Origin of the sequence: Micromonospora sp. NPDC049275, from assembly GCF_043197115.1 — a bacterium.
Classification (GTDB): domain Bacteria; phylum Actinomycetota; class Actinomycetes; order Mycobacteriales; family Micromonosporaceae; genus Micromonospora.
On the sequence record NZ_JBICSN010000027.1, the window covers coordinates 1 to 12,724 of the forward strand.

A 12,724-nucleotide genomic window follows, 5' to 3' on the forward strand; every position below is an offset into this window, starting at 1 on the left:
CGGCTGCCCCCCGCCCCCCGCGCGCCGCGGCCCCGGCGCCGGGCCGGGGGGGGGGGGGGGCGCCGGCCCCCCCCCCCCGGGGGGGGGGGGGGGGGGGGGGCGCCCCCCCCCCCCCCCCCCCCCCCGCCCCGCGCTCACCCACCACCAGGAGGTACCGACAGTGCGAGGACACGCCAACCACCCGCCGCCCCCGGGGGATGCCCATGCCGACCGGGTGTCCAGCCGTTTTCGGGGACGGCTGTTCAAGCTCGCCGCGGCCGGGATCGCCGCCGCGGTCGGGTTGTTCACCATGACGATGGCGACCGGGTCGGCGTCCGCCGCCGACAACCCGTACCAGCGGGGCCCGGACCCCACCCGGAGCAGCGTCACCGCCGTGAACGGCCCCTTCGCCAACACGTCGGTAAGCGTCCCGACCGGGTACGGCTTCAACGGTGGCCGGATCTACTACCCGACCGACACCAGCCAGGGGACCTTCGGGGCCATCGCGATCTCGCCGGGTTACACCGCGTTGTTCTCCGCCGAACTCGCTTGGATGGGACCGTGGCTGGCGTCGCACGGCTTCGTCGTGATCGGCATCGAGACCAACAGCCGCAACGACTTCGACACGGCCCGGGGCACCCAACTGCTCGCGGCGCTGGACTACCTGACGCAGCAGAGCCCCGTACGCGACCGCGTCGACCCCACCCGGTTGGCGGTCGCCGGCCACTCCATGGGCGGCGGTGGCGCGTTGAGCGCGGCAACCCGGCGCTCGTCGTTGAAGGCCGTTGTCGGCATCGCGCCGTACTCGCCGTCGTCGAACCTGGCCAACGACCGGGTCCCCACGATGGTCTTCGCCGGGCAGGCGGACACGGTGGTCACCCCGTCCTACGCCACCGGCCTGTACAACAGCCTCCCGGCCACGACGGAGAGCGCGTACCTGGAGGTAGCCGGCGCGGACCACGGGTTCATGGTCGGACGGTCGAACCCGGTCCTGGTCCGGACCATGCTGCCGTTCGTCAAGATGTTCGTCGACAACGACGCCCGGTACAGCCAGTTCCTCTGCCCGCTGCTGGACTCCAGCGGCGTGGTCACCTACCGCAGCACCTGCCCCCTGCTGCCCTCCACGCCGACCACCCCGACGGCGACCCCCACCAACACGCCGACTCCCACCGCTTCGCCGACCGTCCCACCCACCTCCGCCAGCCAGATCGTCGGCACCCAGTCCGGCCGGTGCATCGACGTGCCCAACGCCTCACGCAACAACGGGACCCGGGTAACGCTCTACGACTGCAACAGGCAGATCAACCAGGCCTGGACCTACACCGCGAACAAACAACTACAGGTGTACGGCACCATGTGCCTCGACGCCGCAGGCACCGGCAACGGCGCCGCGGTCCAGATCTACAGCTGCCACGGACAGACCAACCAACAGTGGAACGTCAACTCCAACGGCACCATCAGCAGCGTCCAGTCCGGACGATGCCTCGATGTCTGGAGCACCGCCAACGGGGCCCAGATCCAGCTCTACGACTGCCACGGACAGACCAACCAACAATTCAGGCTCACCTCCCTCGCGTGATGACCACGGCCAACGTCGCCCACGGCCTGATCCGGCACGCGCGGACCGACGAGCCGCAGGGCCAGATCCAGCGCACCTGAGACCGCTCGGACCGCAAACGGGTGGGCTCGGCAGTACGCCGAGCCCACCCTCACCCCCCAGACACACCTGGCGTGTCGGTCGAGCGCCGAACAGCACCCATAGCCACCACGGGTGGCCGCGACGCCAGCCGTGCCGGCGATGACCGGCCTGGCAGTATTGATCGCTGCAACGACAAGCCCGTGGAGGACCAGGCTTGATTGAGGCGATTCTGCCCACGGCGGTCGTGGCCGTCGAGGCGTTCGACGACATACCGGGCGAGCCACCGTTCCCGGGCGAGGAGGACCTCGTCGCCCACGCGGTCGAGTCCCGCCGCCGCGAGTTCATCACCGCCCGCCGCTGCGCGCGGACGGCGCTGCGCGCCTTCGGCCACCCGACGCGCCGATTCGTCCCGGGCCCCGGCGTGAACCTCGATGGCCGGCCGGAATCGCCGGCAGCATCACCCACTGCGCCGGTTACCGGGCCGCGGCGGTGGCGCGCACCAACGACGTCAGTCGAGGCCCTCGATGATGCGGAAGTCGCGCTCGACACCGTCGGCAAGTGCGGCAAGCGCCTCCTGGTAGGCCGCACTCGCATGTGCGGCGACCGCCTGTTCGAAGCTGTCGAACTCGATCAGGATGGTGCGCCCGGCGATTCCGGCGTCGTGCGCGACGACGCGACCGTCGCGGGCGAGCACCCGCCCGCCTCCGGCCTCGACGGCCGGACGGGCCAACTCGTTGTAGGCGGCCAGCTTCTCGGGGTCGAAAATGGTGCGGTAGGCGCTGACCCAGTAGCCCTTGGCCACGGTAACCTCCTGTGTTCGGAATCGATGCTCAGAAGTGTGCTCAGGTGCATGGCCGGCGCGCTGTCCGTCAGCGAGCCGACGAGACGGCGTCGGAGTCGGCCGGCTTCGATCCTCAGCTTCCGGTTCGACTCGACCGGCCCCGGCCCGGCAGACCGACTGGGGCTGCGCTCGTCTGGGGTGAGCGGCGGCGGGCGAGGGCGAGGGCGACCATTGTCGTGATCGCCATCGCGGCGACGCCGACCAGCGCCGCTGTCGTGTAGGCGTCGTCGTCCGGGAAGAGGCGGCCCGTGGCGGTGCCGGCGGCCAGGACCAGACCGCCGATGGCGCTGCCCAGGGAGTACCCGACGCTGCGGACGACGTAGTTGAAGCTCATGGCGCTCGACGTCTCGCTCTTGCGGGTGACGGCCAGGATGACGCCGGGCATGGCGGCCGAGAAGCTGCCGACGCCGAAGCCCAGCACGCCCATGGCTGCGAGCAGTTCGGCCAGGTTGGACCGGGCGATGGCGAACAGGACGCACCCGCCGCCGACGAGAACGGCGCTGCCGGCCAGGAGCAGGGGGCCGTCGATCCGCTCACGGACCCGCGGCGTGAGCTTGCCGGCGACGAACCCCAGCACGGAGAACGGGATGAGGACCAGCCCCGCCACGAAGGTGGTCAGTCCGAAACCGTAGCCGGCGCCGTGCGGCGTCTGCGCGTAGCGGGTGATGAGTGTGAGCAGGAGATACATGCCGATCCCGCCGACGAACGTGGCGATGTTCGCCCCGGCGACCGCCGGGTGCCGCACCGCCCGTACGTCGACCAGGGGCGTCGTGGTTCGCAGTTCGGAAACGGTCCAGACGCAGAGCAGGAGTATGGCGGCGACAGCAAGGGTCACCGCCACGGCGAGGTGCCGGCTCCACAGGCCGCTCTCGCCGGCCAGGAACAGGACGAGGAGCAGTCCAGCCGCCAGTACGAGGGCACCGGCCACGTTCACGTGAGCGGAGCGGCCTTCGGGAGCTGCGGGCATGGAGCGCCAGGCGGCCACGAAGGCGACGGCGGTGACGAGCAGGCCGAGCCCGTACGCGGCCCGCAGTCCGCCGAACTCGGCGAGCAGCGCGGCCAGCGGGTAGCCGACGCCGGCTCCGATGATGGAGACCACCGAGATCAGGGCAATCGTGGGCGCGCTGCGCTCCTCGGGAAGATGGTCGCGGGCCACGCCCATCATCAGCGCCGTGAGACCGAGGCCGACGCCCTGGGCCGCCCGGCCCACGAGTAGCCACGCGAACGGCAGCGGCAACACGGTGAGCGCGCTGCCGACGACGACGATCGCCAGCGTGGCGAGAATCGTGGCCCGCCGGCGCGGTCCGGCTCCGAGTCGACCGAGGACAGGTGTGGCGACGGCACCGCTGAGCAGGGCGATGGTAAGCGTCCACTGTGCGCTGTCGAGGGAGACGTGGAACGTGGTCGCCACGCTGGTGATGAGCGGCGTTCCGAGGCTGGCGACCGCCGCCACGACCAGTGCGATGAACATCAGGGCGGGGACCAGCAGACGTGCCTCGGAACGTATCGGGGCAGTGCTCATGGGCTGGTCGTCAGCCTGGGCCGCGCTCACCGGTCCGACTTCTCTCGGGCGTGGCTGTCGAGCTCCGCCAGATGCAGCAGCGCCGGAAGGGCTGCCGCCAGGGCCGCGATCTCGTCACCGGTGAGTTCGTCGATCAACCGCGCGTACGCGTCGACGCCCGCCTGGCGTCGCGTCCGGACGTACGACGCGCCGGCCTCCGTCAGGCACACGAGCGTGACCCGCTTGTCGGACGGATCACCCTTCCGCTCGACCAGCCCGGATTCCTCCATGACCCGGACCAGGACGGTCATCGCGGGCTGGGTGACGCCCTCGGCCACCGCCAGATCGGTGATCCGTCGCGGGCCGGTCTTGTCCAGGGTGGCCAGGGTGGCGGCGGACGTCAGGCTCATGTCGCGGGGAAGGCGTCGCACGGCCCTGGTGGCCAGACCGTAGAGGGCTGACCCGATGGCATCGGAAGCGCTGTGCGCGGTGTCTCGGCGACTCACGCCCGAAGCATAGCAGTTCTATATAAGTTCCTTATGCATATCCCGATCAGGGTTCGGTGCGCAGTCCGCCCCCGCAGATTCGGGTCTGAGATCGTGCTCGTCCGAGGCCCAGGCGGGGTCAGGCGGGGTCAGGCGGCAAAAGCGTTGGCCGACAGAGCAGCAGCAGCCGCGGGCCTGGCGTTGTTATCGGTATGAGGGATAGGTACACCCATGGACGCTGACCTCGATCGGGAATTCAGCGGCTTCGTCGCGGCCCGCTCGCACACACTGTTCCGGACCGCGCTCGCCCTGACCGGGCACCGTCAGCAGGCCGAGGATCTACTCCAGACGGTACTGACCAAGGGCGCCCGGCACTGGGGGCGGATCCGCACCGGAAACCCCGAGGCGTACCTGCGCACCGCGCTGTACCGCCAGCAGACGAGTTGGTGGCGCAGCCTCCGGCGGGGGCGCGAGGTGAGCGCTGAACAGTTGCCGGAGGTCGCGACGACGACCGACGCCACCGCCACCGTCGACCTGAACCTGGCGCTCAGACAGGCGTTGGCGCAGCTCGCGCCCAAACACCGGGCGGTGCTCGTGCTGCGCTACTTCGAAGACCGGCCGGACAGCGAGATCGCGGAGATTCTGGGCTGCGCCCAATCCACGGTACGCAGCCAGGCCGCACGGGCTCTGGCCCGGCTGCGCGAACTCTGTCCCAGATTCGACATCCTCGCCACGAAGGAGGCGGCAGACCGATGAACCCGCACCTCACCAGCGCGCTCCGGTCCGCTTTCGAGGAACTGGCCGAGACCGCGCCCGCGCCGGTCGGGCTGGCCCAGACCGCACTGGTCAGCGCCCGCCGGCAACGGGGCACCCGGCTGGCCGTCGGCGGTGGCTTCGCCGCGGCGATCTGCGCCGCCATGATCGGCGTGGTCGCCGTCATCGCCCCGATCAGCGGTACGGCCGGCGACCAGTTCGCCGATAACGGGCTGAGGCCACTCGTGGTGACCGCGTACAGCGGCATCCGCGATCCGAAAATCGATGATCCGAGCCCGCACTTTCAGTACTCGCTCCTGCTGAACCCGAAGACCGGCCGGTACGACCGGGTGCCATACCGGTATGCCATGCCGTCCCCGGACGGCAGCCAGGTGCTGGTCGCGACGGGTGACAACAGTCCGCGCCATCCCACCCGGGCGGGCGTACTGGACCGGGCCAGCGGGAACGTACGGTGGATCGCCGACTCCGGCAGCACCGGCGACGCCCGCTTTCCCGGCGATTCGAACGACGGACGCTGGTCGCCGGACGGGCAGCGCATACTCTTCACCCACATGCCGCGCACGGGTACGCCCGGCTTCGTGCTGGTGGATTCGGACACGCTCACGACAACGTTCGTCCCACTGCCCGACCTGGCCGCGCAGAACGACCAGGCCACCGGCCTGATCTGGACGCCAGACAGTAACGGGCTCGCGCTGACGCTCTCCACGTCTGTCGACGAGGCCACGGTGACCGGGATCCGCATCTACGACCTGGCTGGCAGAGTGGTGCGTACCGTTCCCGCCAGCGGCGGCCCGCTGGACGGCGTCAGCTTCTTCCCGGACGGCGGGCAACTGGCGCTGGCGCCGTACTCCGATGGGGTGCGGCAGACCTCCGTCACGGTGGTCGATCCGGTCACCGGAGCGGTCCAGCACAGCTTCAAGGTGCCCCTCTCCGGCGGCCTGATCGGCTGGACGGACGACCGGCACCTGCTGATCCGCGTCGTCCACGACGCCGGCGGGATACCGGCATCGGACCAGCCCGCTCCAGTCCTCGGACCAGGTGATGACGAGTACGACCGCCTGCTCGTGGTCGACCTGGCCGGTCGGGTGACCCACTCGATGCACCTACCGGCCGAGTACGCCGACCACCTCTTCATCGGCTCCTCCGCCGGGCTGCCGAGCAGCGCCGCGGAGATCACCTTCTGAGGCCCATCCCCCTGGAGTCGCCTCCTATGCACCCTCGCGTGATTGTGGTGGTCGCTGTCGCTGCCCCACCGGAGGCGCGGCACCCGGGAGTCCGTTGTTCAGAGCTTGGAGAATCAGATCGAGCCCGAACTCGAATTCCTCGTCCAGCGGACGGGGCAGGAGGTGCACGACCGAGGCCGTGGCGGGGTACCGATCGCCGCCTTTCCCCAGAAAGGTGTCCTCCAGTGACGAACGACTGACCGTAGCGTCGTTCTGCATCGCGAACCCCACCACGTAATGGGAGATCATCGCGACCGTGTTCACGGACGTCAGAGGGGGAAACCCGGCCTGCAACAGGGCGGCCAGCATTCGTTCCCGGATGACCAGGCCGTTCGGCCCAAGCGGAAATTTGTTGGTGAACAGGTGCGCTGAGGCGTTGTGGCTCGACATGACCCGGTACGAGATTCTGGCGGAGTTGCGGCAGACCTCGTCCCAGTTCGCGTTCGTGCCGAGCTGGGCCCGGATCTGCCCGTCAGCTTCGCCAAGAAGGTAGTCCATGACAAGCCCGAGCAGCTCAGAGCGGCCTTCGATATGACGATAGAGCGTCGCTGTGCTCGAGGAGAGACGCTTTGCCACAGCTCGGAAGGTGAGTGCGTCCGCGCCTTCCTCGTCGAGGACGCCGAGTGCCGCCTCGATGATGCGGGCGCGACCGACGGCGGGACGTCCTCGTGGCCGCTTTGGTTCTTCCCTGGCCGGCCCGTCCATTCGATCGCGTCTCCCATCACGAGTTCGAGGCCACGACCTTCGGGTCAGGACAGTAGGAAGACGCTACACGCCTGGGACCAGGAGAAGTGGATGCGGGGATTTGCCGGACTCAAGGGACCGCCGCAGACCGCAGCTCCGGCGTCGCCGCCCTGGCCTCGGGTGCCGCCGTACCGGTGCCTGGCCGGGCCGTCGCCGCCCCGCGCGCCCGGGGCGGCGACGGCTACCCCGGCAGTGGAGTTCGAAATCGCAGTGGGGATTCGCTGGCCTGCTCGAGGATTTATGGCTACGCTGTAGTCATTAATACTGACAGGAAATTCCCTCGACGCCACCGGTTCACCCCGGCCGCGACCCCCGCGCAGCAGACCGACTCCCTACGCGAGGGGCTCTACGTCACCTTCACCGCGCTCTCCGTCACTCTCGTCGTGGCCTCCCACCCCGGGACACCTCTTGCGGCGGCACTCGTTCTGCTCGCCACGACCACCGGGACCGTGGTCGCCGCACTGACCGCCGACGCGCTCTCACACCTGGCAGTACACGATCGGTTCTTGAACGGTCCGGAGCTGCGCCACGCGCTGCGGGCCTCGCTGGGCTCGTTGGTGACGGTCGTCGCTCCCTTTGTTCTGCTCGGCGCCTCTGCTCTCGGCGCCTGGCCCGTCACCCCCGCGTTGTGGGTTTCCGCAGTCGTTCTTCTCGCGACGCTCGTAACCGTCGCCGCCGTCGCGATACGCGGCATCAACGTGCCGTGGTGGCAGCGAACGCTGTTCCTCCTGGCCCTCGGTGTCGCCGGCCTGGTGGTCGTCTGGTTGCAGACGCTCGCGCACGGATCGACCGCCACGGCGGACACGGAGATGGCGATGCCTGATCCCGTCCCATTCGTTCTGGCACAGGGCATTCCCGAGAAGGACGCCGTCTACAACCGGCCGCTGACAGGCTCGACCGGTGACCCCACCGACCTTGGCTCCTGCCTCATCGACGGCATCGTCCCTCAACAGAAACGCCCGTCGCCCTGACCACTGGGCGAACTGGACGCTCTGGAGATCGACATGATCGATCAGGTGACGTCGGCAGCGGCACGATCGCCTGTCAGGCGCACGGCCCTGGGCCGCTGGTCGTCCTCGCCCACCCCAGGGTCCGCGCCCGGGTCTACAACCTCGCGCGTACTGCGCCGGCGAGGTAGAGCAGGAAACCCACCCCATGGAGCTTCGAGGTGACGGCAATGACTGACCGTATCGACGTGCTGGTGGTCGGGGCCGGCCCGGCCGGGCTCGCGCTGGCCTGTGATCTTCAACGCCGGGGTGTTCGGCTGCGCGTCATCGACGCCGCCGACCACAGCTTCGAAGGCTCTCGGGCCAAAGGGATCCAGCCACGAACGCAAGAGGTTCTGGACGACCTCGGCATCCTGGCCGAAATCCAGTCCCGCAGTTCGCTCTATCCCCTACTCGGCGCGCATGTCGGCCCCCTCACCGTGCCCTGGGTAATGATCAAGCACCGCAAATCGACTGAGGATGTTCCTCACCCGAACACCCTTCTGGTGGCGCAGTACGAGACTGATGCGGCGATCAAACGCCGTCTCGAGCAACTCGGCGGCACGGTCGAGTATCGGACCCGGCTGTCGTCCTACGAGCAGGATGCGGACGGTGTCGTCGCCACCGTGGAAGGTCCGGCTGGCACCGAACGGATCCGCGCCCGTTTCCTTGTCGGCGCTGATGGAGGCGGCAGTGCTGTCCGCCGTACCGCGGGCATCGACTTCCTCGGGGACACCGACGAGAGCGACCGGATGGTCGTCGCTGATGTGACCCTGACCGGCCTGCCCCGCAACCGGTGGCACATCTGGCCCCGCAGCAACGGCCGGTTCATGGCACTGTGCCCGTTGCCCGACGGCGACAAGTTCCAGCTGATGCTCAAGCTGCGTCCGAACGAGAAGGCAGATCTGGGCCAGGAAGCCGTAGACCGCCTCGTTCACGAGTTCGCGGGCTCCAAACTGCACGTGACGGAGGTGCACTGGGCCTCGGTGTGGCGGCCGAACGTCAGGTTGGCGCAGCGTTACCGGTCCCGGAACGTCTTCCTCGTTGGCGACGCCGCCCACGTACACCCGCCGACCGGTGGTCAGGGCTTGAACACGGGAGTGCAGGACGCCTACAACCTCGGTTGGAAACTGGGCCAGGTCCTGGCCGGAGCCCCCGACGACCTGCTCGACACCTACGAGGCCGAACGGCAGCCCGTCGCCGTGCGGGTACTGGGGTTGTCGAGTGACATCTACACCCGGATGAGCAGCCGCCCGCTCGCAGCGGTCAAACGCGGCGACGAGGAACGCCAACTCGCTCTCAACTACCGCGGCGGTCCTCTGGCTGCCGACAGCGGCGAGGAGTCCCCCAACGTCCTCGCCGGTGACCGCGCACCCAACGCTCGTTTCCTCGACACCGACGGCCGCCCGGGCCAGCTGTTCGACGCGTTTCGCGGTGCTCACTTCACACTCATTGCCGTCGGGGAGCCCGCAGTGTCGGCGCTCACGCAAATCTCATGGCCCGGTACGGGCGCTGCTCTCAAAACCGTCGAGGTCGCCGAGAAGGATGCGGCAGGAGTGCGCCGCATCTACGGCATCACGAGCTCGGCGCAGATCCTCGTCCGACCCGACGGCTACGTCGCCTACGTCACCCATGACGACTGGACCGGCACCCTGTCCCGATACAGCACGTTCATGCTGCCGCCGGCCGGCCGACGCGACACCTGAAGCACCCGCCGCCCAGATCACCGCCGCCTCGGTTGCGGCCAGGTCCAAGCGGGAACCTCGCGGATCGGATGCAGCTGGTCATCGCTCTTGGCGTGCGAGTTCTGCTGGGCCACGCGGGCGCCGAACTCGAGGTGTTCGCGCACCGCCGCGCGGAAAGCGCCGTCGTCCGGTAGGCCGGCTTCATCGATCGCTTCGAGATAGAGGGCGACGAACCGCTCCCGCTGCTCGTCGGTGATCTTCAGATGGCGATGGGCGTCAATGATGTACTGAAATCCCAGTCCGGTCGTGAACCTGTCGGGGCCGCCGAAGGACTCGGCGGTGAACCACGTGAGGTGTTCGACATGGCCCGGCTGGCGAGCGGGGAACACGCTGCGCAACACGGGGTCGTCCAGCACCTTGGTGTAGAAAAGTTCTTCCAGACGATGCAGCGCCTCGTCGCCGCCGGCAAACTCGTACAGAGTGGACATGGACTCGTCCTTCGTGGCCGGGACCGAGCGACAGGTGCGCTCCCTGGAATCCGATCGCTGCGACCGTACCGCGTTGTGACGAGATCCCGAGGCACCTCAGTCGGAGACCGGTGCGTCGACGGTGGCACCGACACACCTTTCGTCCTACCTTTGCTGAGGCTTTTGTCGGGATTGATGGAATTTCAAGGTCTGCCACAAGATAGATGACTTGAAATCCTTGACTCAGTGCCGGTGTTGCCGGTTAATCACATCTACATGTCGGCTGTGTTCACCCGCCCGGGTGGTCGACGACGTCGGTCGATCGTCGAATCGATTCGACTACTGCCGGTACATGCGCCTTGACTCGAAGTCACGAAGGCCATCGGGTAAGTCACAGGAGGTAACCGTGCATCGTACGAACGTCCACTGGGGCGGCCGATTGTCGGCGTTGGCCAGGGGGCTGGCCACGACCGTGGCGCTCACCCTGCCCCTGACGCTGGGTGGCCTGACCCTGGCGACCCCCGGGCCGGCCGTGGCCGCGCCGGTCGCGACGCAGGGTGTCGCCGCCGCCGGACTTGACGGTGTGGCGGCCGGCAACGCCGCGCTCGCCTCGGTCGACCTGGGCGGGACGTGGAGCTTCACGCCCGCGGGTCGGGGGACGACCTCGATCGCGGTGCCCGGTGGCGGCTGGTACAAGCAGGGCTTCACCGACGTGAACGAGGCGGTGTACTCGCGCAGTATCACCGTGCCGGACTCGGGTCAGCCGCAGTCGACCTGGATCGAGTTCGGCGCCGTCAACCACCAGGCGACACTCTCCGTCGACGGCCGGGTGGTGGCGACCCAGACGACCGCGTTCACCCCGTCGAACTTCGACATCAGCGCATACGCGGCGCCGGGCACCACCCACACGATCAGCGTGCAGGTGAAGGGCCGCGGTGCGTTGAAGTCGTCGGGCGGCAAGTACCTGGTCCCCATAGCGGCCGACTGGTCCGAGGCGATACCGCAGGGGATCTACCGGTCCGCGTCCCTGCGGGTGTACCCGGCGGTGTACGTCAGCGACACGTTCGTCCGTACCTCGGTGGCGAACCGCACCCTCAGCTACGACGTGTCGGTGACCAACTCCTCGGCCACGACGAGAACGATCACCCTGAGCGGGTCGCTCACGTCCGACGGCGCGGGCTCTTTCAGCTACCCGCAGCTGCCACAGCAGACCCTGACGGTGGCGGCCCGTTCGACGGCGAAGGTCACGGTGGGCCCGGTGGCGTGGGACCTCGGCGCCACCTCGTACTGGTGGCCCAATGTGCCGTACCGGTCCGGATACCGGGCGCAACTGCACCGCCTGGCGATCCACACCACCGCCGACGACGGCCGCACCAGTGACGCCACGTACCGCTTCGGATTCCGGGAGAGCACGCAGAACGGCGAGTACTACTACCTCAACGGCGTGCGGGTGAACTTCCGTGGCGACAGCCTGCAGGGCGCCGACTACGACCGGGTCAACTACGGCGGCAAGGGCGACGCGTACGACACCCTGCCCGGCTTCCTGCCGCCGTCGTCCGGCAACGGCGGCTGGCCCCAGGCGGTGGACAACTACCAGCGCCTCAACTACAACGTGGTACGCATGCACATGGAACCGGCCAGCCCGTACATGCTCGACGTGGCCGACGAGATGGGCCTGATGGTCATCGACGAAACCGCCATCCGCAGTGGTTCCCAGGACTTCGTGTCCGGACGCGACAACATGGTGACCCACGCTCGTGCGCTGACCCTGCGCGACCGCAACCATCCGGCGATCATCCGCTGGAGCCAGATCAACGAGCCCAGCTCCAACAGCAACGACTCGCAGCAGTTCCAACAGGACCTGTACGCGGCGATGAACGGCAACGACGGCACCCGGCCGATCAGCATCGACGCCGGCCCGGGCGCGGACTCGCCCAGCCGGTACCCGGCGATGACCTACTCCAACTTCGCCATCTTCGCCCACTACCTGGACGGTGTCGGCCGGTACGGCGAGGCCCTGAATCGCCAGTCCGGGCGTCCGGACGGCGAGGGCGAGTTCATCTGGCCCGCCTGCAGCACCAAGCAGGGCTTCACGTGGTTCGCCACCGCAACTGCTGCCAAGCGCGGCAAGGACGCGAGCGACCTGCGCCCGTACACGTTGCTGTCGGCCTGGGCCAGCGTGGTGCCCGGAGTGCGAACCACCGACTTCACCACCGAGGAGAACACTCGCCCGGTCTACGGCGCGGACAATCTGCCCGATCCGTGGGGCAACCCGCAGATCCAGCGGGTGCAGGCGGCGTTCAACCCGGTGGCGGCGGTCGATCTCCCGTACTGGTCGGCGTCCGGTAATTCGGACTCCAACGGCACCTTCCCGCTGCCGCAGGCGGTACCCAGCTACGC

Annotated in this window: 11 protein-coding genes and 1 pseudogene; 7 read left to right on the plus strand and 5 right to left on the minus strand. The window is 68.7% G+C overall.

Annotation, left to right across the window (positions count from 1 at the left end; genetic code table 11):
* Positions 1–214 precede the first annotated feature (214 nt).
* Together ACGFIE_RS33600 and ACGFIE_RS33605 are read left to right on the plus strand one after the other, a co-directional pair.
* On the plus strand, positions 215–1,558 hold the full coding sequence (locus ACGFIE_RS33600) for a ricin-type beta-trefoil lectin domain protein (protein ID WP_393302635.1): 1,344 nt from the start codon (positions 215–217) through the stop codon (positions 1,556–1,558).
* A gap of 304 nt (positions 1,559–1,862) precedes the next feature.
* Positions 1,863–2,146: pseudogene (locus ACGFIE_RS33605) on the plus strand (4'-phosphopantetheinyl transferase).
* Here ACGFIE_RS33605 and ACGFIE_RS33610 read toward each other — a convergent pair.
* The 3 genes from ACGFIE_RS33610 to ACGFIE_RS33620 form a co-directional block, all read right to left on the minus strand.
* The gene (locus ACGFIE_RS33610; protein WP_393302638.1) at positions 2,127–2,420 is read right to left on the minus strand and encodes a DUF1330 domain-containing protein; all 294 of its coding nucleotides are present in this window, start codon (positions 2,418–2,420) and stop codon (positions 2,127–2,129) included. The pseudogene ACGFIE_RS33605 and the gene ACGFIE_RS33610 overlap by 20 nt on opposite strands.
* Positions 2,421–2,532: 112 nt before the next feature.
* On the minus strand, positions 2,533–3,981 hold the full coding sequence (locus ACGFIE_RS33615) for an MFS transporter (protein ID WP_393302640.1): 1,449 nt from the start codon (positions 3,979–3,981) through the stop codon (positions 2,533–2,535).
* 26 nt (positions 3,982–4,007) lie between these two features.
* The gene (locus ACGFIE_RS33620; protein WP_393302643.1) at positions 4,008–4,466 is read right to left on the minus strand and encodes a MarR family winged helix-turn-helix transcriptional regulator; all 459 of its coding nucleotides are present in this window, start codon (positions 4,464–4,466) and stop codon (positions 4,008–4,010) included.
* 210 nt (positions 4,467–4,676) lie between these two features.
* Between ACGFIE_RS33620 and ACGFIE_RS33625 the strand changes: the two genes are divergently transcribed.
* The gene (locus ACGFIE_RS33625) at positions 4,677–5,201 is read left to right on the plus strand and encodes a SigE family RNA polymerase sigma factor (protein ID WP_393302646.1); all 525 of its coding nucleotides are present in this window, start codon (positions 4,677–4,679) and stop codon (positions 5,199–5,201) included.
* Positions 5,198–6,403: a TolB family protein gene (locus tag ACGFIE_RS33630; protein WP_393302649.1), complete on the plus strand. Its 1,206-nt coding sequence runs from the start codon at positions 5,198–5,200 to the stop codon at positions 6,401–6,403. Before ACGFIE_RS33625 ends, ACGFIE_RS33630 begins: the two co-directional genes overlap by 4 nt.
* Before the next feature lie 24 nt (positions 6,404–6,427).
* On the opposite strand, the gene ACGFIE_RS33635 is transcribed toward ACGFIE_RS33630, so the two are convergent.
* Complete coding sequence (locus tag ACGFIE_RS33635) at positions 6,428–7,147, minus strand: TetR/AcrR family transcriptional regulator (RefSeq protein ID WP_393302652.1); 720 nt, start codon at positions 7,145–7,147, stop codon at positions 6,428–6,430.
* 488 nt (positions 7,148–7,635) lie between these two features.
* Here ACGFIE_RS33635 and ACGFIE_RS33640 point away from each other — a divergent pair, with 488 nt between their 5' ends.
* Together ACGFIE_RS33640 and ACGFIE_RS33645 are read left to right on the plus strand one after the other, a co-directional pair.
* Complete coding sequence (locus ACGFIE_RS33640) at positions 7,636–8,157, plus strand: hypothetical protein (RefSeq protein WP_393302655.1); 522 nt, start codon at positions 7,636–7,638, stop codon at positions 8,155–8,157.
* Positions 8,158–8,363: 206 nt separating this feature from the next.
* Positions 8,364–9,878 (plus strand): FAD-dependent monooxygenase, encoded by a 1,515-nt coding sequence (locus tag ACGFIE_RS33645; protein WP_393302658.1) that lies wholly within the window; start codon positions 8,364–8,366, stop codon positions 9,876–9,878.
* Positions 9,879–9,895: 17 nt separating this feature from the next.
* On the opposite strand, the gene ACGFIE_RS33650 is transcribed toward ACGFIE_RS33645, so the two are convergent.
* Positions 9,896–10,345, minus strand: coding sequence for a group II truncated hemoglobin (locus tag ACGFIE_RS33650; protein WP_393302661.1), 450 nt, complete (start codon positions 10,343–10,345; stop codon positions 9,896–9,898).
* A 385-nt stretch (positions 10,346–10,730) separates the two neighbouring features.
* Between ACGFIE_RS33650 and ACGFIE_RS33655 the strand changes: the two genes are divergently transcribed.
* On the plus strand, positions 10,731–12,724 hold a 1,994-nt coding region (locus ACGFIE_RS33655; protein WP_393302663.1), incomplete at its 3' end, for a glycoside hydrolase family 2 TIM barrel-domain containing protein.

What these genes read in the sequence shown, in the direction of transcription:
- ACGFIE_RS33645 (WP_393302658.1), top strand. Translation starts at nt 8,364, where the DNA reads ATGACTGACCGTATCGACGTGCTGGTGGTCGGGGCCGGCCCGGCCGGG.
- ACGFIE_RS33635 (WP_393302652.1), bottom strand. Translation starts at nt 7,147, where the DNA reads ATGGACGGGCCGGCCAGGGAAGAACCAAAGCGGCCACGAGGACGTCCC.
- ACGFIE_RS33625 (WP_393302646.1), top strand. Translation starts at nt 4,677, where the DNA reads ATGGACGCTGACCTCGATCGGGAATTCAGCGGCTTCGTCGCGGCCCGC.
- ACGFIE_RS33630 (WP_393302649.1), top strand. Translation starts at nt 5,198, where the DNA reads ATGAACCCGCACCTCACCAGCGCGCTCCGGTCCGCTTTCGAGGAACTG.
- ACGFIE_RS33650 (WP_393302661.1), bottom strand. Translation starts at nt 10,345, where the DNA reads ATGTCCACTCTGTACGAGTTTGCCGGCGGCGACGAGGCGCTGCATCGT.
- ACGFIE_RS33615 (WP_393302640.1), bottom strand. Translation starts at nt 3,981, where the DNA reads ATGAGCACTGCCCCGATACGTTCCGAGGCACGTCTGCTGGTCCCCGCC.